Here is a 21,008-nt window from a genome sequence, read left to right as displayed (position 1 = left end):
TCAGTCCACTTCCTCATTTTGCAAGGCTTCGCGTAACTTTTTAATCGCTTGACGTTGAATTCTAGAAACGTGCATTTGCGAAATATCAAGCAGTTCACCTGTCTCTTTTTGACTGCGATTTTCAATAAATGTGTATTGTAGAATTTTTTGTTCCCGACTATCGAGTATCGGTAATACCTTTTCAAGTAACATTCGCTGATTAACTTGTTCAAATCCGTCATCATCATTTCCAACAACATCCAAGAGCGTGATCGTGCTACCATCAGAATCGGCTTCAATAGAATGATCGACAGAAAGTGCTTGATAGCTTTTTCCCATTTCCATCGCTTCAAGAACTTCTTCCTCAGAAGCATCAATATAAGCTGCGATATCAGAAATTTGCGGAGAGTCTTGCATCTCTCGAGTCAATTCTTCTACGGCATTTTTGATTTTGGGTCCAAGTTCTTTGATTCGTCTTGGCACATGGACGCTCCAAGTTTTATCCCGTAAAAAGCGCTTGATCTCACCAACAATAGTTGGCACGGCAAAAGCTTCGAAGCTCTTACCAAATTCAGGATTATACCTCCGGATCGCGCCAAGAAGCCCGATATTTCCTACTTGAACGAGATCTTCATGGAACGATTTTCCTTGTGAATATTTTCGTGCAATGGATTCGACTAAATTTTTATAATGAACGACAAGTTGATATTGGGCATTTTCATCCCCTGTCTTCTGAAATGCTTCGATCCACTCATAAACTTTTTCCTTATCAGGTTGAGACACTTTTGGCATTCTCCTCCACCTGCTTTTCATTAATATATTTAGTCATTAAAACGGAAACTCCGTCTTCCGAATAAAATTTCACATCATCCATTAAAGTTTCAATCAAGAAAAGTCCAAGCCCGCCAATCCTTATTAAATCGGCATCCTCATCCGCTTCATATGGACCGCCTTCTTTTCTTTTTTGTTTTCGAGGTCGAAGCTTTTTCCTTTATCGCTCACAATCACATCCAGTTTGTCCGAATAGATATGGAACTCGATTTTCACTTCACCATCCGACTTTTCTTTAAAACCGTGACGAATGGAATTTGTGATGGCTTCGCTAACTGCAATTTTCAGGTCTTCAATCACTTCATATGAAAAACCTGCTTGGCTAGCGATTCCAGAGAGAGTCAACCTTCCAAGGCTTACGAATTCAGGCTTGGCCGGCACATTTAGCTCGATCTTATCATAGGTTGCCATTTGTTTCACCTTCTATATTTTTGATTTCAATGATTTCTGAGAGTCCAGTAATTTCAAACAAGCGATACAAGCGCTCGGAAAGCCCGATAAGAACAAGTTCGCTGTTTTTTGTTCGCAAGTTTTTAAAGAGACCAACAAAAACGCCTAAACCCGTGCTGTCCATATAACCAACATCAGATAAATCGACTTTGAGTGTGAAATTCTCTTTGCTTTGATAACCGTCAAGTGCTTCTTTCAGTTTTGGTGCTGTATAGGCATCTATTTCTCCTGAGATAAAAGCTTCGGCTTGCTTTTCACTCTTATCTTCAATCTTGATATTGATATTCATTATTTGTCACCTCATTAAAAATTGGTATACGAGTGGCATTACCCGATTCAGGCAATGCTTAAACCTCTTTTTCTCGTTTAATTACAATCAAAGTAAAATCATCATGAAGCTTAAAGTCTTGTAATTTAAGGAGATGCTCATAAATCGCATCCGCCATTTCCTGTGCTTCTAGCTTCATATACTTTTCAAAAATAGCGAGCAACTCCGGCCGTTCTAAAAAGCCTTCTTTGGTTCGCGTTTCTGTGACACCATCAGACATAATAAAAATCACATCTTCTGGTGCGACCGCTCTTTCAAATTTCCGGTACTCCACTTCTTTATTGATTCCAAGTGGCAAGCCGCGAGCATATAGGTCAGAGAATTGATTCGTCTTTGCTTCATAGAAAACACCTACTTCGTGTCCTGCGGAAGCATATTCAAATCGGTGTAGTGCTTTTCTGTAAACACCATAAAACATCGTAATAAACATATTGTCGTTAATATTTTCTTCTGCCACCTTGTTCAGTGCTCTAAGTACACGACTTGGATCTTCGTATTCTTCCGCAATTCCAGGAAGAGCATATTTAATCATCGAAATACTAAAAGCTGCGGGGATCCCTTTACCAATAACATCAGCAAGTGAAATCCCAATGTTTTCTTTTTTACCATCCAAATCCAAAAAAGCATAATAATCGCCGCTCATTTGTCTCGCAGCTTTACTTACGACGCCAAAATCAAGTTCTGTTCCAGTTGGCAAATCAGCTTGAAGGAGTGTTTTTTGCATGGATTCTGCTTGCTCAATTTCGCTTTTCAAGGCACGCTGTTCCGTTCGTAGACTAATATGTTCCAAATAAGCAAGACCATACCCAACCATCGTTTCAAGTAATACATCAAATGATTTCTTCACATAGTCAGGCATATTTTTATCATATTTTTCAAGGGCAGAACGATGAATATTGATAATTTCTTCTGGCGGAATACTTTGGTCCATGGCTTCTTTTGTTAATTTTTCACAGTCATATAAAATAGCCTCATCTTGATGTTCTAAATAATCCATTAAAATTTCGTCATATTTCGCCTCAAATTGCTCGTTCATCCCTTAAAGCCCCCCTGCTCTCACCTTATCCATTTCATCGCTGTAATAATCGTTCCCTTTTCGTCTCCATTTGTTTTAGACTCAATATCGAAGCTGTCCATTAAACGCTTCACACCCGGAAGTCCTGCTCCAAGTCCGCCTGATGTTGTATAACCATCTTGCATGACTTTTCGAATATCTAAAATCCCGGGTCCTTGGTCTTTAGCTACTATCTTTAAACCTTGTCTTCCTGCTTCATTAATTTTCAAGATACAAATTTCTCCCGTTTTCGCATACAAGAAAATATTCCGGGCTAGTTCGCTGATTGCCGTTGTAATCCGTGCTTGATCCACCGTACCAAATCCAATTTCTTTGGAAATTTTCCGCCCTAATTGCCTAGCAGAAACAATGTCCCATTCATCTGTTATTTTTACACAGGATTGGAATGTCATCTTCATTCCCCCAATTCCTGTTTTAATTTTTCTAAGCCACTTTCTAAATCCATAGCCGAAAGAACTCCTTCAAAAGTAATTCCGAGCTCGACAAGCGTGATTGCAACAGCAGGTTGAATCCCCGTAACCACTACTCGTGCGCCCATAAGTTTCGACATGCTAACCACATCACCCAAAATCTTCGCAATGAAAGAGTCGATAAAATCAATTGAGGTAATATCAATCACAACGCCACGTGCAGACGTTTCATGAATTTTTGCAAGAAGATCTTCTTGAAACTCAATTGCGGTATGATCATCAAGCTCGCTTTGAATAGAAATAAGTAAGCATTCGCCTAATTTTAAAATTGGAATCCCCATGGTTTCACCCCTCTTTTTGTGCTATTTCTCTATTTGTTAATGCTAGTGCCCGTTCCATCCCTTTCTGAAGGGTATTTGTCGTAATCAGTTGCTCTAAGTTAATACCAAGATTAACAATCGTTTGAGCGATTTCTGGTCTAATTCCGACAAGCATTGGTTTTGAACCAACTAAACGCACAGCTTCTGCCGCTTGAATGATATGATGGGCAACCATTGTATCCACAATCGGAACGCCCGTAATATCAATTAGCACCACTTCTGAACGGTGCTTAACAACACCAACAAGCAGACTTTCCATAATTTGCCTTGCACGGTCAGTATCTATTGTCCCAACAAGTGGCATGACCGAGATATTATCAAATATCGGCAAAAGTGGTGCCGATAATTCTTGCAAGGCTTGTCGTTGTTGCGATACCGTTTTTTCCCAAGTCTCTGCATATACCGTTACAATTTTGTTATAAATCGAAGCAAGCCACTTTTCAAAGCGATAATAAGCATCATCTTCTGGATTATCTTCACGCTTAAAAAAAAAGTGCCTTCCCGCGCATTCCTTTATACGTAAGCAAGGCAAAATTATGAATGCCTGTTGTAATAAAGTGAATGGGCCAACCAAGCAGCACAACTTTTTCAGCGAAGTCCTTCAGTTTCCCATGAAATTCAGCTTGATTTTCAGTTCCATCTATTTTGCTTACGATCAAATCAATAAATTCTCGTGTCACTTCTTCATACATTTCATCAGTCGCAACACTTGCAATTTTAGGATCTTCTTGTTCTTTCATTTCTCTAACCCAGGCTTCTAAAAGCGCCGTCTGGTTTTCGCGAATAAAATCGGCAAAATCTGAGTACATGCTGTTCTGTTACGCCTCTCTTTCTTCCCACTTTACTGTTTTTTTGTTTGAAAAAACCTGACAAAAGAAAACAAGCTAACTGAACCCAAAGTTCTTGTCTCTTATGCCAGGTAAATCAGACATTTATTATGTGAGCAAATCTAAACTATGTACAACCTGTTCATTCAAGAGTTCTTTACGCAGGTTCTGCCCTTCTTCATCATCCTCGTTTACACTTGTCATCATCAAAAGTAAATGGAAGGCTTTTAAAATTCAATCATGCCAAGGCTAATTTCTAAAGCATGATCCACCTTCTCCATTAATTCATCATCCAGGTGCGTGATCTTATCTGTTAACCGCTGCTTATCGATTGTTCGAATTTGTTCAAGCAAAATGACAGAATTTCGATCAAAGCCGTCTTTTTTCGTAGCTTCAATATGGGTCGGCAATTTCGCTTTTTGAATTTTCGCAGTAATCGCTGCGACAATCACAGTTGGACTGAAACGATTTCCAATGTCGTTTTGAATGATGAGAACAGGCCTTGTTCCCCCTTGCTCGCTTCCGACCACGGGGGAAAGATCTGCGTAGTAGACATCACCACGCTTTACCAACGGCCTAACCTCCTAATATTTCGATATTCCGATTTTCTGCTTCTGACTCTGCATGGGTGCACTCGCAAGCAATTGCAAAATTGATTTTTGCCATTTCAATGTAGCCACGTTCCATCTCTACACGAACTTCACGCGCTTTTTTGCGCTTCAAAAACTCTTGCGTCGCTTCCATGATCACTTCACTCCGCTCCATTTTTTCTTTTTGCACAAATAAATCAAGTTCTTCAAGCAAATCTTGTGTTAGAGATATAGAAATCTCTTTTTGTTGTTTTTTTTTCTAACACCTCTTACACCCCCAAAGTTGCATTGATACTATCTTGCTCTATGTATCTATCGTACCATTCTAAGAGTTATTAGAAAAGCAATTTCTCATTTTTTTCAGCCGAAAATCAAATTTTTTTAACCATGCATTCAGGTGTTTCGACTGTTTAAGATACACTTAGATGGCTCTTTGCTATTCCATTATAAACGCCTTTTACTAGAAAAGCACGGATAGCGGTTTTAGTCCATATATTTCCTTGGGACACGAGCCGAAAGCGCGCAAGTGATTTCATAATTAATGGTCCCAAGATATTCTGCCGCATCTGTTGCTGTCCGTTTTAACCGGCCACTTCTTCCAATTATTGTAACAACAGTACCTACAGGGTAATAGCGATCCAGCCGAATGATTATTTGGTCCATACAAACTCGGCCGATGATTTCAGCAGGACGACCATCCACTAACACTTCATAACCACTAAATCGTCGAAGTATTCCATCTGCATAGCCAATCGGAAGCGTTGCGACCCATTCTTCCTGCTCTGCTTCATAAGTTGCCCCGTAGCTCACGTGGTCTCCCGATTGAAGTTTTTTCACCTGCGCTATTTGTGTATAAAGGGACAGGGCAGGTTGAAGGGTATACGGAAGAATATCTTCTATTTCAACAGAGGGCGAAAGACCATACATGGCAATCCCAAGCCGAATCATATTGAAATCTGCCTGCGTGTGAAGTAGAGCGGTTGCCGAATTTGCAGCATGCACATAACGTGGCTTCCTGCTAAGGCGAAGAAGGATAGAACGAAACTTCTGTAACTGCGTTTCAAAATAACTAGTTTCTTTTTGATCAGCTGTCGCAAAGTGGGTGTAGATTCCCTCGAATTCGAACCGAGGATCAGCTTCAATCTGTTCGATTGCGTAAAGTACTTCCTTTTCTGTTTGAAACCCTAGTCGTCCCATTCCCGTATCCACTTTAACATGCACTTTAAGCGGTTTATCCGGAAGAGATAATCCTTCAAAAAATTCTTCATTATAGACAGTAATTGAAATCTCTTGTTCTGCAGCGAGCGCTACGTCTTCTTTAAAAATTGCTCCAAGCACTAGAATAGGACAGGTAAAGCCCGCTTCTCGTAAATAAAGTGCTTCATCCAAAATAGCAACACAAAATCCAGTTGCTCCGGCTTGCTCGGCAGCTTTTGCCACTTCCAAAATGCCATGTCCATAGGCGTTCGCTTTTACAACAGCAAAAATTCCCGTTCCCTCTGGTAAAAGTTGTTGTTCATTTTGAATGTTTGCTTGAATAGCCTTTAAGTCTACTTCAATCCACGTCGGACGATGTACACCGGTATATGTCCTCAGTTCACTCATGATTCAGCTTCTCCTTTCGTTTGCTTCAATAATCACTTGTGCTGCTGCCGACCTTCCTGTATGCGTAATACTTACAAAAACTAACTCATCTGTTCGCTTCGGTTGGATTAAACGCGGCTCCCCATTTTGTCCCGTTAAAATCTCTACATCCGTAAAGCTTAGATCTTTCCCAAACCCTGTGCCGCTTGCTTTTGCGTACGCTTCTTTAGCCGCAAAACGCCCGGCAAGAAACTCAATTTGTCTCGATCCTTTATAACCATGAAAAAGCACTTCTTCATCTGGGGTCAAAATCCGTTCAATAAAACGCGGATTCCGCTCTAAGACCGCTTTTACTCGGTCTAAATCAATCATATCGAGCCCGATTCCTTTAATCAACTTGATTCACCTCTTCGGCTATTTGTTCAGCCATAGTCCGAGCCTGCCTTATACAATCTGGAATCCCAACGCCGTCGTAACTCATTCCTGCTACGTGAACACGCGGATAATTCGCCGAAAGATTTTGCTTAAAGGTCGCTAACCGCTCTTTATGACCCACATCATATTGTGGCATCGCATGTGGCATACGACTTACTTCCGCAAAGAGCGGTGTTTCAGTTAGCCCCATCATTTCTTTGTAATCGGCCAAAACCATATCAATCAATTCCTGATCAGATGTTGTTTCAATCCAATTTTCGCCAGCTTTTCCGAGAAAACCGCGCAATAGCATTTTTCCGTCTGGAACCATATGCGGCCATTTTTTGTGCACCCATGTACAAGCAGTTGTTCGGTAATCATTTACACGGGAAACCAAATAGCCTGTACCTTCTTTTAAGGCTGCTTTATCCAGATGATCATAAGCAAATGAGATTGTCGCTAGTGTCGAAAGCGGTCGGTTTTCAAACGGGACCGCCGTATCTCTATCCAAAAGTTTAAGTACCACATCATGCGTTGCCGCAATCAAGACTGCATCTGCCTCTTCTCGCGAACCATCTGCAAACAAAATTTGGTAGCCTGTACCCTTTCGTTCCAGCTTAACAGCTTCTTTCAAAGTGTGAAGTGATTCACTTGGAAGCGATGCTACAAGTGCATTTGGCAGTTCAGAAAGTCCATTTTTTAGGGTTCTGAAAGCTCCGATCGTATTTTTAGTTCCTGTTGTTTGCATATTAACTTGTGCCGGCATTGCTAAACCTTTCATCAAACTACCACTTTTTTCAATCGTCGTCTCAAACTGCGGAAAAGTCGCCCGCAAACTCATGTTGTAAATATTTCCTGCATAAATTCCTGATAAAAGTGGCTCGATCAAGCCTTTCACAAGCTCTTTTCCGAAGCGCGCTTCAAAGAAATCTCCTAGTGAACTATCATTTTTAACGGGGATATAGGGACGCGTCTTTTCTTGCAGAGCATAGGCCTTTCCAGCTTCTGAAATCAATTCACTTTCTGCAAGCGCTGCCTCGTCTGTCGGAATTCCCATAACTGAACCTTCCGGAATTGGAAATAGCCCGCTTCCATTATAAATGAAGGATCTTCCCGTTGCATTAGCTACTAGTTCATCACTTAGTCCTAGTTCATCAACGAGCTCAACTCCTGCTGTTTTTCTTGCAAGAAACGAGTCGGGGCCTTTCTCAATCAAAAACCCGTCGCGTTTCACTGTTTCAAATTTCCCGTTAAAATGGGATTCTTTTTCATATACATCAAAGCTTATATCCTCATTTCCCATCTGATGAAGCGTATAAGCTGCCGATAAACCGGAAAGTCCACCGCCGATAATTACTATTCGTTTCATTCTTTTCAGCACCTCTCTCTGTTAACCATTTTTGCTCTACTATTTTAGCACAAAAAAAAAGAAAGCCTACAAAGAATAGCTGCATAAAACAACTTCAATTGCGAGGCTTCTCCTTTTTAAATGGGATCTAAAATTCGTTCCAAAAATTGCTTGGTACGTGGTTCCTTCGGTGCTTTAAAGATATCTTCTGGTTTTCCTTGTTCACAGACGACACCTTGATCCATAAAAATCACTTCATCGGCAACTTGCTCAGCAAACTTAAGCTCATGAGTAACGACGATCATTGTCCAACCATCGCTCGCTAAACTTTTCATCACTTTGAGGACATCCCCGACTAGTTCCGGATCTAACGCCGATGTTGGTTCGTCAAACAAAATCAATTTAGGCTTCATCGCAAGCGCACGGGCGATCCCAACACGCTGTTCCTGACCGCCTGAAAGTTGATAGGGGTAAAGATCGGCTTGTTCCGATAAATTAACCTTTCTAAGCAATTCTAGCGCTTCTTGTTTGGCTTGCTCTTTCGGCATTTTCTTCACTTGGACAGGACCTTCCATCACATTTTCAAGGGCTGTCTTATGCGGAAAAAGATTATAATTTTGGAAAACCATCGTGGATTCTTTTCTCAGATCTGCAATTTGTTTTTTGGACAATTTCTTTGAAAAATCAATTTCCAAATCATCAAACTGAAGGGAACCCGTCTCTGGAATTTCAAGCGCGTTTAGCGACCTTAAAAAAGTGGTTTTCCCAGAACCTGAAGGCCCGATAATAACCGTTACAGTCCCTTTCTCCACAGTTAGATCGATGCCACGCAAAACTTGATTTTCCCCAAATGCCTTTTCAATATTTTTCGCTTCAAGATACATAGCTTTCACTCCTTATTTCGCGATATAACGATCTAACCGTTTTTCAAGACGACCTTGTAATGCTGACAAAAATACACAAACAATCCAGTAAAGCAGTCCCGCTTCCATATAAACTAGCAAAAACTCATAACTCGTTGCTGCGATTTCTTGGGATTTCCGAAAGAGTTCAGAAACGAGCACGAGTGAAGCTAGCGATGTATCTTTAATCAAACTTATAAATGTATTGGAAAGCGGTGGAACAGAAACGCGTGCAGCTTGAGGAATAATGATCCGAAACAATACTTGTGTATAGCTCATCCCGATCGTGTATCCCGCTTCCCACTGACCCTTTGGCACAGACTGAATCGCACCACGCACAATTTCAGCCGCATAACCGCCAATATTTAACGAAAAAGCAATGATGGCAGCAGGAAACGGATCAAACTTAAGGCCAATTGTCGGCAAACCGTAAAAGATGACAAACAGTTGGACAAGAAGCGGAGTCCCGCGAATTAGTGAAACATAAAAACGACCGATCCCACGAAAAATTTTCGAACTTGAAAGACGGAAAAGTGCAATGACAAGCGCAATGACCATTCCAATGACAAAGGATAAAAGCGTAAGCGGAATCGTATATTCGATCCCGCCCTTTACCATTGGCCAAAAAGCTTCTTTCAGCACATCAAAGTTCAAATTATCAAGCGAAACAGCTCCTAAAAGTAAATTATTCAGAAACATCTTGTCCAAACCATTTTTCTGAGATCTGTTTTAATGTACCGTCTTTTTTCATAGCTTTTAGCTCTTTATCAAAAGAAGCTTTGATTCCGGAATCCTTACGAAAAGCAAAAGCGCTGCTACTTGTTTCTTTATTTAACTCAGCTGCAATTTTCACTTTATTATCACTAGTTTGCTTCATATAATCGAGCACAGCGAGTTTGTCATTAACAGTTGCATCCGTCCGGCCTTGCTTAATTAAAGTAAGTGATTGCGACAAACCATCAACGGACTGAATATCAGCCCCTGCATCTTTCGCGATTTTTCCGTAATTACTTGTCAGGCTTTGAGCGACTTTCACGCCTTTTTAAATCAGCTGTTGTCTTGATTGAATCGTTGTCTTTTGCTGTAACAATGACAGCTGTGCTTTTTGAATAAGGTACAGATAGATCATATTTCTTTTCACGCTCTTTATTAATCCCAACTTGATTAGCAACAACATCAAAGCGAGAAGAATTAAGTCCCGCAAACATCGAATCCCATTGTGTTTCTTCGAATTTCACTTTAAGATCAAGTCGTTTCGCAACTTCTTTAACGACATCAATATCAAATCCGGTTAATTTGTTCGTTTTAGAGTCATGAAAAGTAAAGGGGCGATAAGTACCTTCTGTCCCGACTGTGATAGTCCCCTCTTTTTCGATTTTTTTTCATTTCATTATCACTTGAAGAGCTTCCACTCCCACCGCAAGCAGTTAAAACCACCACTAAAATGGAAGTTAGTAAAAACGCTGCTATCTTTTTCATGTTATTGTTCTCCTTTTATTCATTTTCTTCCTTAATTATCGCAAAACCAATTATTCCGATGAAATAAGGAGGATTAATAGTCACAGTTTGCTCACTTTGCTACACGCTCTATGCCTTGTATATTGTAGGAGAATCACACTGATTTTGCAAGCAAGATGCTTACTTTGGGTAAGTAAAAACTGCACTTCAAAAAATGAGAAGTGCAGTTTTCCTTAAGCATTGGGATGATACCACTTATAAAGTCTTTCTGCTTGTTCCCCGGAAAGATAACGCAAAAATGGTGTAGTTTCAGAGTTACCGGATTTCAATGCGATACTTAGATGATTTGTTTTTGTACGTTCCATCCAGATGCTCCTCGAAACTTTCATGGACTGGATTCGTTCTTTTCTAACTAGGTGGGTTGTTTTTGAAAGAAACGGTCTTGCGCGAAGTAAAAGAGTCCCTTCACTCAGACTGAATCCTGTCGCGCGAAAACTCGCAATTGCTTTTAATCCTGCAAAAAGAGGAAGAAGTACTGCAATAAGCCCGTAAGGATAGAAAAGCACACTCAAAATGAGAAATGGAATAATAGACCAAACGAGATAAATCATCAAAAAACGTGCCAGATTTTGCTTAGGTAGCTTCTCAATTTTAGCTTCTTCAAAGTGATAAGCTGGGAGCATCTCTTTGATCGTCTCAAGCGCTAATTGTTTTTTCATGATCGGAATGAGCAAAATATTTCCCGATTGATTCTGCTCGTCTGCCCCTCCAGCCGTGATGATTTTCACGCTCACTAGGCGAAGTATCTGCCGCAGCGGAGATTCGACAATTACAACCCCTTGAATACGCTCATATTTAATCGTTGTTGTATCTCGTTCAAATAGACCTTTTTCAACCACAAGATGATCTTCAAATTGATGCAGTTTAAATTGGAAAAATTTAAACAATGTCAAAATGATTGAAAAAATCCATAAAACGATTAAAAGTAAAATGGCTATAACTACAAACAATAAAATCCCTAATCGAATGGCTTGTTCGAACCCAGATACGAGCCACTCTTCCGGGATCGCTTCCCAAAATTGCGATAGAAAAGCAATAATAAGGGCAAGACTTCCGAACACTCCACTTGAAGTAACAGCCATGAGAAGTAGTTCTTTTGTTTTCAGCTCAACTGTTCGAATGCTATCTTCAGATTCATTTTGAACAGCAAAAGCTTTTTTTTATTACTTGATCTGGATTTTCTCCTTGTTCTACTGCTTTTTCCGCTTTTTTACCATCTCTTAAATCCTTAAGTTCTTGTGCCACACTCTTTGGCACAGCACTTAAATCCGCCTCTGCTTTCCCACTTGTTCCTGCCGTTTCTACAAGAATTTGAACGACATTAAAGGGGATGAAAAAGAACCACTGCTTTTGCTGAACGGTTTGAATTCTTTCATATGGAATAAAAATATTTTTCCGGAAAATCAAACCATATTTAATGCGCAAGCCCTTCTCTTCAAGCGTATACCGGTAAGTCCAATATTTGATCATGGCTGGAGCAAACATCAAAAGAATCACTATTATAATCAAGATCGGGAAAAGCCAAGCTTGAAACCATTGATTGTTTTTAATAGCTTGAAAAATGTAAAACAAGCCAATGACAATCGGAATAATGCTTTTACGAAGATTATCGAACATCTCTTTCAAAAGTGCGATCGGATGCAATTTACGTTCGCTATACATCTTCTTTCGCCACCTTTACGAGACTAAGAATATACTCACGTAGTTCATCTGATTCCGAAGCATTGACCGCCTCGATTTCATTTGCTCCTGCCGCTGTTGTAATTGAAAGTGAAACAAGATTTTGCTGTCTAAGCAGTGGACCTTGTGAGGTTTCAATATGCTGAATTCGAATCATCGGAATTAAAACACGTTTCCGAAAAATGATGCCATGTTGAATTTCGATTTCATCATGTTTAATTTGGTAACTCCATCTCATCCACCTAAATGGGATAATAAACCCATAAATAAAGATAAAATAAAGTAAAGCAACTGCGAATACAATAGCACTGAACCAGAGATTCACATCTGTTGCAGAAAATATTAGATAGCTTCCAATTGTTGCTAAAACAAGTAAAACCCCCACAACCCCGTATGAAATCTGCCAAACCCTTTTTTATTTTTTTTTGGCAGTTTCTTTTCTAAATTGGTAAGTTCCATAATACCCTCCCTCGTTTAATTTTTAAAAATAAGTCGCCATTCATTTTTTGTTCATAATTTCGTGCTATGCTAAGTATAACATTTTTCGAGAGGAGAAATAAGATGCGAAAAAAAATGGATTTATTGGATGATTGTAACGCTTCTTTTCTCTATTGTGAGTTTTTCTGCTCCCACTATAAAAGTAACAGCTGCCCCCGAAACGGAGGTTCTACAATCTAACCAAACCTCAGAAGACTTAACGGATTTATTTCTGACAGATGATTATTCGATTGGAGCTCCACTTGTTTCACTTGAGAACAACCAAGTGAAAATCCAGTTCACAACAAAAGAACCCTCTCGAATTACTTACACTACAACTCACGAAACGATTTCTACACAAAAAATGACAACTGAACATAAGCTTTTTTTTTCGTGATTTTATAAATGGTGAAAATTTCTTAACACTTACTGAAATAGATGCAGAAGGCAAGAAAACGGAGCTTAGGCTTCTTATTACTTTATCAGGGCTATCTTCAAATAAATCTGAACACAAAACGTTGCAGGCTAGACTGAAGGTTCTTGCTTCACTTCGTGACATAAAAAGAGCTGGAACAGATTAATGTTCCCAGCTCTTTTTAAATATTTAAAGCGAATCCAGCTTCATGCGCTTGTTTAGCACATACATAATTGGAATACCTATTCCCATCACCGCGAGTTCCCCAAAAGATGCGAATAGCCAGCTTGCAAAAAATGGCAAATCAAATGCGAGGTAAAGCTCAAATGCGATGATAAACATCGTCAATGAGAAAACTAGCGTATTAGCAATCATCCGCGCAACTTGTCCTTTCAAATAATGCATCACGATAAACATGATGAGCATCGAAATAACAGACTGCGAAACACCAAAAACAAGGTCATACCAACCAAGTGGTGAAAACAGATTCGTTATAAAAACGCCGAGTATAATTCCCCAGAAAAATTTCTTATTAAACACAATCAAATGATTGAATAATTCTGGAATACGAAATTGCACAGCGCCAAAAACAAGCGGCTGAACTAAAAAGCCCAGAATGATGTACAATGCTGCAACAATCGCATTCGTTGTAATCCATTTCATTTTCACTATTAATCTCTCCCTAGTTTTTTTTACGTAGGATGGTTTCGAACTACGTTTTTTTAAAATCACATTATTATAGCGCAGTTTTCTAAAAATGAAAACCCCTTCAAGAAAAAGAAAACATTGCAGCTTGCTTTTTCAGTAGAAATGATTATAATTATCATAGACTATTGATATCCATAATAGATATATGGTATCTCTATAGCGTTTAATACAAGTGAGGTGAATTTGATGAAGTTAACCCGAAGCTTAGAACAAGCGGTTTGTATCATCACACTACTTTCCACTCAAGATAGCACGGTGCCACTTGCATCAGATGTAATCAGCAAACGCCTGCAAGTTTCTTCTTCTTACCTAAAAAAAATCATGCGAAAATTAGTGGTTAAAGATATTATTCGTTCCGTTTCTGGAAACAACGGTGGATTTTCTTTAGCCAAAAGTCCGAAAAAAAATTTCGCTACTTGAAATTGTAGAAGCGATCGAAAGCGACCTCTCGAGTTATCCAGATACAGGACTGATCAAAACCGTATTTGGAGATATTCGTAAAAATGTGGCTTCTAAAGGTGAAAAGAAGGTAACGAAAACTTTTGAAGAAGCGGACGCTGCTTGGAAAGAAGTGCTAAAAAACCGTACTGTTGCAGATTTACTGCTTGAAACGCTTGGTCAAGAGGAGCTTCCGTTCAAAGACTGGAACGAAAGTCATCCTGAATTAAATTTTTAGATTGGTGTTGATTAGAAAGTGAATATGTTAAAAAACGAATGGATGCAGTTTGGGAAAAATAAAATCCTACTGATTTCTTCCATTGTTATTTTATTCATTCCGATCTTATATGGAGGATTCTTTTTTAAAATCAATTTGGGATCCTTATGGTAAAACAGGAGATCTTCCCGTTGCTGTTGTCAATCACGATAAAAAAAACAGAATATGGCGGAAAAACAACTGGATGTCGGAAATGAACTTGTAGATAACCTAAAGAAAAATAACGATCTAGGTTGGCATTTTGTCAGTCAAAAATCAGCAGAGCAAGGTATCAAAGATGGCAAATATTTTATGGTCGTCACGATTCCAAAAAATTTCTCAAAAAATGCCTCTACCCTGCTTGATAAAAATCCTCAAAAAATGAATTTATCTTACAAAATCAATCCTTCACAAAACTATGTAGGTGAAGTGGTTACTGAACAAGCTGCAAACCAGTTGAAATCACAGGTTGCAACAAAAATAACCAAAGAATATGCAAAAAGTGTTTTTGCTCAAATTAAAGAAGTGGGTAAAGGCATGACAACTGCTGCAAACGGAGCCAAAAAATTAAATGACGGCTCAACTAAGCTTGCAGAGGGTAATAAAACCCTTACAAAGGGGTTAGATACACTTGCGAACAGCACATTAACTTTTAAAGATGGTACTTCTCAAATTCAAGTGGCAGTAAGTGAAGCTACTGCAGGTACTCAAAAATTAGCGAATGGAGCTAAATCACTTAGTGCAGGTGAAAATGAGTTCAGCACAAAACTTGGAGCATATACAAATGGTACTCAAAAACTTGCAAATGGATCTGCTGAGCTTTACCCAGGTTCAAACAAAGTAACTAGTGGACTTGCAGATCTGAAAAATCAAGTACCCGCCCTTTCTTCAGGTGCTACACAACTAAACGGTGGAGTCGATCAATTAAATAAAGGAATCGCCGAACTTAAAAAAAAAGGTGGATGCTGGACTAAAAGAAAGCAATACACCCGAACAAAAAGCAAAGTTGCAACAACTGAAAAGTGGAGCAAATAATCTAGAATCAGCTGTTGCAGAGCTAAATAAAAACTTAAATACATCAAGTGATACAAGCAAGAACAAACTAACCACCGGATTGAATCAAGTTCAAGCTGGGATTTCAAAACTTCAAGCAAGTAATACAAGCTATGATGCAGCAATTGATGCTGGAATTGATAATGCAATGAAGCAAGCTGGAATCGACCTTTCTTCAGCAGAAGCCCAAAAAATCGTTGCTACTGCAAAGGCGGGAGCTAAAGGAGGAGCCAAGCAAGTAACAGATGGTCAAGCTAAGGCTTTCGCAGAGATTAATGCTGGGATCGATCAATTAAAGATAAGTAGTAATCAAGTTGCAGACGCTATTTACAAGCTTAACGCGCAGGTACCTACACTTGCGAGCGGAACAAATGAACTAGTAGGAAAAACAGAATCAACAATAGATGAATTCAGTCAAATTTCTGCAGCGCTTGGTGCATTGTCAAACGGAGGCTCCAAACTAGCTTCTGGAACGAGTCAGCTTACATCTTCTATCCCTACTCTTTCAAATGGAGTCGATGCCCTCTATAGTGGTTCAAAACAAGTAACAGATGGTATTGGATCCTTGAATGGCGGTCTTCAGACACTTACAGATAACAACGCAGCACTTAACGCCGGTAGCACGACACTAGCAAAAGGTGCAAATGAGTTAACTGGTGGTCTAAATCAAATGAATAGTCAACTTCCACTGTTAAATAACGGAATTGGTCAACTAGGAAATGGTGCTTCAGAATTAAATAACGGTGCAATTAAACTTACAGCTGGATCAACAAATCTTGGTAATGGAATTAAGCAAGTTGGCGATGGTTCCAAGGAACTTTCTGGAAAATTAAAAGATGGTGCCGAACAAGTAAATGATACAAAAGCAACTAATAAAACATTCAACATGTTTGCAACACCGGCTAAACTAACAGAACACAAAATGAGTGAAGTGCCTAACTATGGTCACGGTCTTGCTCCTTACGTTCTTTCACTCGGCCTTTATGTCGGTGCTTTAGTCTTTAACTTTATTTTCCCAATTCGTCGTCCAGCAATTGATCCAACAAGTGGCCTCTCATGGTGGCTCAGTAAAGCCTCTATCGGCGCGTCAGCCGCTGTCCTTCAGGCTCTTATTCTTGATTCAATTATGCTGATGCTTGGCTTACATGTCGATCATATTGGTGCCTTTATATTAACATCTGTTTTGACTTCACTTGCCTTTATGTTCTTTGTCATGTTCCTTGCCATCACGCTTGGAAACCCAGGAAGATTTTTTGCTATGGTACTTCTTGTACTACAACTTGGAGGTGCCGGTGGAACGTTCCCACTACCACTCACGAATGGTTTCTTCAAAGCAATTCATCCATTCTTACCAATGAGTTACTCTGTTTATAGTTTCCGTGATGCTATTTCATCCGGACTCGGAACTTCTTTATACGTGCACAGTTCCCTAGTTCTACTTTCAATTTTCGTGGTCACAAACCTACTTCTCATGTGGGTACTGACGCTACGGCATAATAAACGGTTTAAACTTGAAAACCAAACATTAATCCCTGGCGGAGACTAAGTTAAAAGCCGGAAGGAAAATTTTCCTTCCGGCTTTTTTAATCGAATTGACAGGCATCCCCATCTTTTTCAAGTTGGTTTAATTCTTGTTTTATCCGATAGACAGTTGTCCGCGCAATTTGGTGCTGTCGTGCAATCTTTTGAATTGGTTCCCCTTCTTTTAGCATTTTGACAATATTATAATAAGCAGAACGCTTTTCTGGATCTTTTGCATCCGCCGCATATAAAGTGGGCTTGCCTTTATATACCCCCTTTTCTTTTGCCGCTTGGATACCTTCTGCTTGCCTACGTTTATGTTCAAGCTTCTCACGCTCTTTCATATCTTTTAATAGCTGAATAAGTAGTTCTTCTACAAATTGCGATACCTTGAAGTCTACTATAGGTCGGCTAAGTAGCGGAATGCTTGTAACTAATAAGCTAGCTTTTTTTTCTTTTAAAGTCTTAACAACTGTTATAAGTTCTTGATAATTTCTCCCAAGCTGATCCATAGTTTCTACCATAAGATGGTCACCAGCCGTGATTAGTTTTAAAGCTTTCGTAAATTCTGTGCGTTCTCCGTGATGCTGTTCAATAAAAACATGCTTTGCTCCCCGAGAAAAAAAATCATAAATCTGTCTTTTTTCTCTTCGAATTTTTTTTGTCGAGTTCTGTGTATGCAATGATCATTCCTTCTTCCCCCCATAATGCCGGTTCATCTATTTTACACAAACTAGAATAGAAAATCCAACAAAAAACAAAGTGTTTACTTTACATGTATCCTAAACAGACAATTCTAACTTATTTGTGTATTTTTTGTGAACATTTATCTATTTTTTAGCACACAAGATAATAATCATGCTAAACTCCACAAGTACACAAAACAAAGGAGGATTTTTAATGCTTAAGAAAAAAATTTTTATTGGCGCAATGGGATTAATGATCGGTTGTTCACTTATTTTTGCCCCAGCATCTGTTAGCGCCAAAAAGGCAGTAAATAAGGAGGAACCAGAATCAAGAACACTTGTTGTTACCGCAAACGGAAACTTGACAGGTTCTATTGTTCCTTACTATGACAAGGAGGAAATTCCTGGTTTTGAAACAGGCTATATCGATCTGCACTACCGGTCATTCGACACTGGTTTTGTTGATGGTGACAATTCCTATTTAACAATTGAGTTACCACAAGAATTTGCCACTATTGCTAAACAACCTTCATTTAAAGAAAACATCAGTGGTCGCGTACAACGTAAAGGGCTTTTAGGAGATCGTTGGTTCACTTATTCGGAAAAAGATATTACTATTAACGGGACTAGAATCGCTTTTAAAACACCAAAAGAATTTTGGCTAGTTCACGGCGAAGTAAACGCAGATATCTCCATTAATTATGGGAATGTACAAAAGCTTTATCCAATGCGTCTAATCCAAGGGAACTCACAAGGTTATGTATTCCACTCAGCACTTAGACGCTCAATGGCTCCATGGGATCCAATTCAAGAACCACTTCTTGGTTCAAATAGTGATACAATGGCTACAAATTACACAAGCGCTTATTGGGACTTCTAGTTCCATAAGAAAAAAACTGACAAGTGCCGCGATGGCACTTGTCAGTTTTTTATATTCACTAAAATCCCCCTATCCGCCCTAGTTCTCTACTTCTTTTATAACCGTCCTCATTCATTATCTATTGTTTATATAGCTACAGACAAAAAAGCTTTTATTATAACTTATTTTTTGTCTGTCGCATCAAAAAAAACCCGATATAATTTATTTTGCAACAAGGAATTGATAACAACATTCGAACCAATCATCTGTAGAACTCTTTACAAATTGATAAATTTTTGAAAGGAGGGGGAAAATGAAAAAAATAGTTTTTGGTTTTCTTATTGTTACTGCACTATTTATCAGTGCTCCTAAAGTTAGTTTCGCAAATGAAGCCAACAACCCACCAACCGGAATTAAGACAGAAGGAATTTTCCAAGTTCCAGCCGGTGCAAACAGTTCTGTTATAAGCGGTGATGATCTTGACATTGTTGAAGTGACAAATGATACAAAGAGACAAGCCGGTGCCATTTGGAATACAGATAACAATATGATGGATCTAACAAAAGATTTTTCTTCATCCATGTATATGTACTTCGGCGATAAAGAAAGTAAAGCAGCAGATGGTATGGCTTTTGTGTTACAGGCTGATCCAAATAAAAACAATGCTTTTAGAACAGGTGAAGGTGAACGGCTTGGTGTTTGGGATTCAACCAAACGTGGGGAATTCGGTCTTGCGATCATGAATTCTGTAGCTATTGAGTTTGATACACACTACAACGATGACTTTGATATGGATATTTCCAAAAAGAAAAATCATATTGCTTGGAATTTCCCTGGTAAAGAATCTTCTTATTATGACCATAGCTCTCTTATCGGAAGTTCTTATAGGAAATTGATTCACAATGACCTACAATATCCAGAAAATCAATATCTTTCAGATGATAAATGGCATCACTTTCAAATGAACTGGAACGCAAGTGCATCCACATTAACTTATCAATTTGATTCACTCGCACCTATTACTATTCCAATTAATGTGGCTGATGTTTTTGGAACAACAAGTGTATACTGGGGATTCACAGGGTCAACTGATGACAGTTATGCTCAAAATCGGATAGTCTTTGAAAATGTTCCGGGTCTTGTTGATGGTACTGTCCATGAAGAGGCCTTCACAAAAGCGGACCATCAAAATGTGACTGGAAAAAAAGTTTATGCAGGGGATACGCTAACGCATGAAATTACAACTTCTTATAAAGATGGAAAAGTAAACTGGACTCATCCTGTTCTTACTAAAAACTTAGATGCTAATTTAAGCTATGTCCCAGGCACATTGAAGCTAATTACTCCAGATGGGAAAGAAAAAGCTTTGCCAGATGATTCATGGAATGATAACTCGCTTCAGATAATGCTAGATGATCTTGGCACAGACAACAATTTTGAAAAAATCGTTTTTGATGTACAAGCAAAACAAGTTAAGGAAGATTATGAAGTAACCCATACTGATGTTGTAACAGGGAGTAATTTTATTGCGCACAGTGATGAAATGAAATACACCATTTCAAGTAATTCACCGCCAAACCTCACATTAAAAGATGCTAATAACCAGGTTTCTTTAAAGGATGATGATGAACTCATTTTAAGTGGTTCTTGGCTTGATCGTGATAGTGATAGTGTAAGTCTTTATTACCAAGTGGACAACGCTCCTGCTGTCAAATTTGCAGAAAATCTCGCTAACGTTCCTGTAGGAAGTAAGCACGACTTTTCAACAAAACTAAAACTTGACACAGGCACACATGCGGTAAAAGTTTATGCAGTTGATAGTGATCACGCAACATCTAATGTAGAAGAATTAACTGTTGCAGTTGATGGTACCTTAACCTTTTTAGACATCCCTAACTTCTCATTTGGTGATTTAACAGTTCCAACAAGTAACACTACCCTCTTTCCAGTTTCCTCTGGAAGTCTTAAATTTAGTGATACTCGAATTGCGGGAAGTGGTTGGAAACTTAGCGCAAAATTGAAGAAAGAAATGACAACTGTTGATGGCAAGCATACTATCCCAAATGGATTAGTTTATATTGGCTCAGATGGTTCAAGACAAACACTTTCAGAAAATGAATCAGTGCTTATTGATTCAGGAACGAGCGGGGATACAAACGAGCACGTCGTTGATTGGAATACTAATCAGGGACTTGCACTTAATTTAAATCCTGGGTTATATAAAGGAAACTATGCTGGTGAAGTAGAGTGGACTTTAGAAGATACCCCCAATTCTTAGA

21 protein-coding genes, 5 pseudogenes and 1 riboswitch are annotated in these 21,008 nt (G+C 39.0%); of the genes and pseudogenes, 7 read left to right on the top strand and 19 right to left on the bottom strand.

The window, feature by feature from the left end; genetic code table 11:
* The 17 genes and pseudogenes from sigB to MAQA_RS06910 all read right to left on the bottom strand — a co-directional run.
* Window positions 1–771, bottom strand: coding sequence for an RNA polymerase sigma factor SigB (sigB, locus tag MAQA_RS06990; protein ID WP_036072530.1), 771 nt, complete (start codon window positions 769–771; stop codon window positions 1–3).
* Window positions 749–1,221 (bottom strand): annotated as a pseudogene (gene rsbW / locus MAQA_RS06985) (anti-sigma B factor RsbW). Before rsbW ends, sigB begins: the two are co-directional and overlap by 23 nt.
* Window positions 1,208–1,549: an STAS domain-containing protein gene (locus tag MAQA_RS06980; RefSeq protein ID WP_036072528.1), complete on the bottom strand. Its 342-nt coding sequence runs from the start codon at window positions 1,547–1,549 to the stop codon at window positions 1,208–1,210. The pseudogene rsbW and the gene MAQA_RS06980 overlap by 14 nt, the downstream one beginning before the upstream one ends.
* Before the next feature lie 58 nt (window positions 1,550–1,607).
* Complete coding sequence (locus MAQA_RS06975; protein WP_036072526.1) at window positions 1,608–2,624, bottom strand: PP2C family protein-serine/threonine phosphatase; 1,017 nt, start codon at window positions 2,622–2,624, stop codon at window positions 1,608–1,610.
* A gap of 20 nt (window positions 2,625–2,644) precedes the next feature.
* Entirely contained in the window at window positions 2,645–3,055 is a 411-nt protein-coding gene (locus tag MAQA_RS06970; protein WP_036072524.1) for an anti-sigma regulatory factor, read from the bottom strand.
* 2 nt (window positions 3,056–3,057) lie between these two features.
* Window positions 3,058–3,414 (bottom strand): STAS domain-containing protein, encoded by a 357-nt coding sequence (locus tag MAQA_RS06965; protein ID WP_036072522.1) that lies wholly within the window; start codon window positions 3,412–3,414, stop codon window positions 3,058–3,060.
* A 4-nt stretch (window positions 3,415–3,418) separates the two neighbouring features.
* Window positions 3,419–4,262, bottom strand: a pseudogene (locus MAQA_RS06960) (RsbT co-antagonist protein RsbRA).
* Window positions 4,263–4,507: 245 nt separating this feature from the next.
* Window positions 4,508–4,852 carry a type II toxin-antitoxin system PemK/MazF family toxin gene (locus MAQA_RS06955; RefSeq protein ID WP_036072521.1) on the bottom strand — a complete coding sequence of 115 codons (345 nt, stop codon included), beginning with the start codon at window positions 4,850–4,852 and terminating at the stop codon, window positions 4,508–4,510.
* 4 nt (window positions 4,853–4,856) lie between these two features.
* On the bottom strand, window positions 4,857–5,108 hold the full coding sequence (locus tag MAQA_RS06950) for a CopG family ribbon-helix-helix protein (protein WP_036072519.1): 252 nt from the start codon (window positions 5,106–5,108) through the stop codon (window positions 4,857–4,859).
* A gap of 245 nt (window positions 5,109–5,353) precedes the next feature.
* Window positions 5,354–6,475 carry an alanine racemase gene (gene alr, locus MAQA_RS06945; RefSeq protein ID WP_036072517.1) on the bottom strand — a complete coding sequence of 374 codons (1,122 nt, stop codon included), beginning with the start codon at window positions 6,473–6,475 and terminating at the stop codon, window positions 5,354–5,356.
* Window positions 6,476–6,478: 3 nt separating this feature from the next.
* Window positions 6,479–6,850, bottom strand: coding sequence for a holo-ACP synthase (acpS, locus tag MAQA_RS06940; RefSeq protein WP_036072515.1), 372 nt, complete (start codon window positions 6,848–6,850; stop codon window positions 6,479–6,481).
* The gene (hemG, locus tag MAQA_RS06935) at window positions 6,843–8,237 is read right to left on the bottom strand and encodes a protoporphyrinogen oxidase (protein ID WP_036072513.1); all 1,395 of its coding nucleotides are present in this window, start codon (window positions 8,235–8,237) and stop codon (window positions 6,843–6,845) included. Before hemG ends, acpS begins: the two co-directional genes overlap by 8 nt.
* Window positions 8,238–8,353: 116 nt before the next feature.
* Window positions 8,354–9,100 carry an amino acid ABC transporter ATP-binding protein gene (locus MAQA_RS06930; RefSeq protein WP_036072511.1) on the bottom strand — a complete coding sequence of 249 codons (747 nt, stop codon included), beginning with the start codon at window positions 9,098–9,100 and terminating at the stop codon, window positions 8,354–8,356.
* A gap of 12 nt (window positions 9,101–9,112) precedes the next feature.
* The gene (locus MAQA_RS06925; protein ID WP_036072509.1) at window positions 9,113–9,817 is read right to left on the bottom strand and encodes an amino acid ABC transporter permease; all 705 of its coding nucleotides are present in this window, start codon (window positions 9,815–9,817) and stop codon (window positions 9,113–9,115) included.
* Window positions 9,804–10,597, bottom strand: a pseudogene (locus MAQA_RS06920) (amino acid ABC transporter substrate-binding protein). The gene MAQA_RS06925 and the pseudogene MAQA_RS06920 overlap by 14 nt, the downstream one beginning before the upstream one ends.
* A 212-nt stretch (window positions 10,598–10,809) precedes the next feature.
* A pseudogene (locus tag MAQA_RS06915) lies at window positions 10,810–12,298 on the bottom strand (PH domain-containing protein).
* Window positions 12,291–12,632 (bottom strand): annotated as a pseudogene (locus tag MAQA_RS06910) (PH domain-containing protein); the annotation flags it as partial. The pseudogenes MAQA_RS06915 and MAQA_RS06910, both read right to left, overlap by 8 nt.
* A gap of 270 nt (window positions 12,633–12,902) precedes the next feature.
* On the opposite strand from MAQA_RS06910, the gene MAQA_RS06905 reads away from it, so the two are divergent.
* Window positions 12,903–13,190, top strand: a complete 288-nt coding sequence (locus MAQA_RS06905; protein ID WP_036072507.1) for a hypothetical protein — start codon at window positions 12,903–12,905, stop codon at window positions 13,188–13,190.
* A 207-nt stretch (window positions 13,191–13,397) separates the two neighbouring features.
* On the opposite strand, the gene MAQA_RS06900 is transcribed toward MAQA_RS06905, so the two are convergent.
* Window positions 13,398–13,877, bottom strand: coding sequence for a QueT transporter family protein (locus MAQA_RS06900; RefSeq protein ID WP_036072505.1), 480 nt, complete (start codon window positions 13,875–13,877; stop codon window positions 13,398–13,400).
* 7 nt (window positions 13,878–13,884) lie between these two features.
* A riboswitch (PreQ1 riboswitch) is annotated at window positions 13,885–13,930 on the bottom strand.
* Between the two features lie 172 nt (window positions 13,931–14,102).
* Here MAQA_RS06900 and MAQA_RS15525 point away from each other — a divergent pair.
* The 4 genes from MAQA_RS15525 (at window position 14,103) to MAQA_RS14145 (ending at window position 17,209) form a co-directional block, all read left to right on the top strand.
* Window positions 14,103–14,336 carry an RrF2 family transcriptional regulator gene (locus MAQA_RS15525; protein ID WP_241463143.1) on the top strand — a complete coding sequence of 78 codons (234 nt, stop codon included), beginning with the start codon at window positions 14,103–14,105 and terminating at the stop codon, window positions 14,334–14,336.
* Between the two features lie 85 nt (window positions 14,337–14,421).
* Window positions 14,422–14,592, top strand: coding sequence for a hypothetical protein (locus MAQA_RS15520; protein ID WP_241463142.1), 171 nt, complete (start codon window positions 14,422–14,424; stop codon window positions 14,590–14,592).
* 204 nt (window positions 14,593–14,796) lie between these two features.
* The gene (locus tag MAQA_RS14150; RefSeq protein WP_077913577.1) at window positions 14,797–15,645 is read left to right on the top strand and encodes a YhgE/Pip family protein; all 849 of its coding nucleotides are present in this window, start codon (window positions 14,797–14,799) and stop codon (window positions 15,643–15,645) included.
* Window positions 15,569–17,209 (top strand): YhgE/Pip family protein, encoded by a 1,641-nt coding sequence (locus MAQA_RS14145; RefSeq protein WP_206537537.1) that lies wholly within the window; start codon window positions 15,569–15,571, stop codon window positions 17,207–17,209. Before MAQA_RS14150 ends, MAQA_RS14145 begins: the two co-directional genes overlap by 77 nt.
* Before the next feature lie 37 nt (window positions 17,210–17,246).
* Here MAQA_RS14145 and MAQA_RS06885 read toward each other — a convergent pair whose 3' ends face one another.
* Entirely contained in the window at window positions 17,247–17,867 is a 621-nt protein-coding gene (locus tag MAQA_RS06885; protein ID WP_052008515.1) for a recombinase family protein, read from the bottom strand.
* Between the two features lie 217 nt (window positions 17,868–18,084).
* On the opposite strand from MAQA_RS06885, the gene MAQA_RS06880 reads away from it, so the two are divergent.
* Both MAQA_RS06880 and MAQA_RS06875 read left to right on the top strand, forming a co-directional pair.
* On the top strand, window positions 18,085–18,750 hold the full coding sequence (locus tag MAQA_RS06880) for a hypothetical protein (protein ID WP_036072503.1): 666 nt from the start codon (window positions 18,085–18,087) through the stop codon (window positions 18,748–18,750).
* A gap of 292 nt (window positions 18,751–19,042) precedes the next feature.
* Window positions 19,043–21,007 carry a lectin-like domain-containing protein gene (locus tag MAQA_RS06875; protein ID WP_036072501.1) on the top strand — a complete coding sequence of 655 codons (1,965 nt, stop codon included), beginning with the start codon at window positions 19,043–19,045 and terminating at the stop codon, window positions 21,005–21,007.
* Window position 21,008: the final 1 nt, after the last annotated feature.

Origin of the sequence: Listeria aquatica FSL S10-1188 (assembly GCF_000525795.1) — a bacterium.
GTDB lineage: Bacteria > Bacillota > Bacilli > Lactobacillales > Listeriaceae > Listeria > Listeria aquatica.
The sequence above is the reverse complement of the archived record's forward strand: the minus strand, read 5'-3'. Positions and strand labels throughout refer to the sequence as shown.

What these genes read in the sequence shown, in the direction of transcription:
- alr (WP_036072517.1), bottom strand. Translation starts at nt 6,475, where the DNA reads ATGAGTGAACTGAGGACATATACCGGTGTACATCGTCCGACGTGGATT.
- hemG (WP_036072513.1), bottom strand. Translation starts at nt 8,237, where the DNA reads ATGAAACGAATAGTAATTATCGGCGGTGGACTTTCCGGTTTATCGGCA.
- MAQA_RS06970 (WP_036072524.1), bottom strand. Translation starts at nt 3,055, where the DNA reads ATGACATTCCAATCCTGTGTAAAAATAACAGATGAATGGGACATTGTT.
- MAQA_RS06980 (WP_036072528.1), bottom strand. Translation starts at nt 1,549, where the DNA reads ATGAATATCAATATCAAGATTGAAGATAAGAGTGAAAAGCAAGCCGAA.
- MAQA_RS06880 (WP_036072503.1), top strand. Translation starts at nt 18,085, where the DNA reads ATGCTTAAGAAAAAAATTTTTATTGGCGCAATGGGATTAATGATCGGT.
- MAQA_RS06930 (WP_036072511.1), bottom strand. Translation starts at nt 9,100, where the DNA reads ATGTATCTTGAAGCGAAAAATATTGAAAAGGCATTTGGGGAAAATCAA.
- MAQA_RS06875 (WP_036072501.1), top strand. Translation starts at nt 19,043, where the DNA reads ATGAAAAAAATAGTTTTTGGTTTTCTTATTGTTACTGCACTATTTATC.
- MAQA_RS15525 (WP_241463143.1), top strand. Translation starts at nt 14,103, where the DNA reads ATGAAGTTAACCCGAAGCTTAGAACAAGCGGTTTGTATCATCACACTA.
- MAQA_RS06965 (WP_036072522.1), bottom strand. Translation starts at nt 3,414, where the DNA reads ATGGGGATTCCAATTTTAAAATTAGGCGAATGCTTACTTATTTCTATT.
- MAQA_RS06975 (WP_036072526.1), bottom strand. Translation starts at nt 2,624, where the DNA reads ATGAACGAGCAATTTGAGGCGAAATATGACGAAATTTTAATGGATTAT.
- MAQA_RS06925 (WP_036072509.1), bottom strand. Translation starts at nt 9,817, where the DNA reads ATGTTTCTGAATAATTTACTTTTAGGAGCTGTTTCGCTTGATAATTTG.
- sigB (WP_036072530.1), bottom strand. Translation starts at nt 771, where the DNA reads ATGCCAAAAGTGTCTCAACCTGATAAGGAAAAAGTTTATGAGTGGATC.
- MAQA_RS06905 (WP_036072507.1), top strand. Translation starts at nt 12,903, where the DNA reads ATGATTGTAACGCTTCTTTTCTCTATTGTGAGTTTTTCTGCTCCCACT.
- MAQA_RS14150 (WP_077913577.1), top strand. Translation starts at nt 14,797, where the DNA reads ATGGCGGAAAAACAACTGGATGTCGGAAATGAACTTGTAGATAACCTA.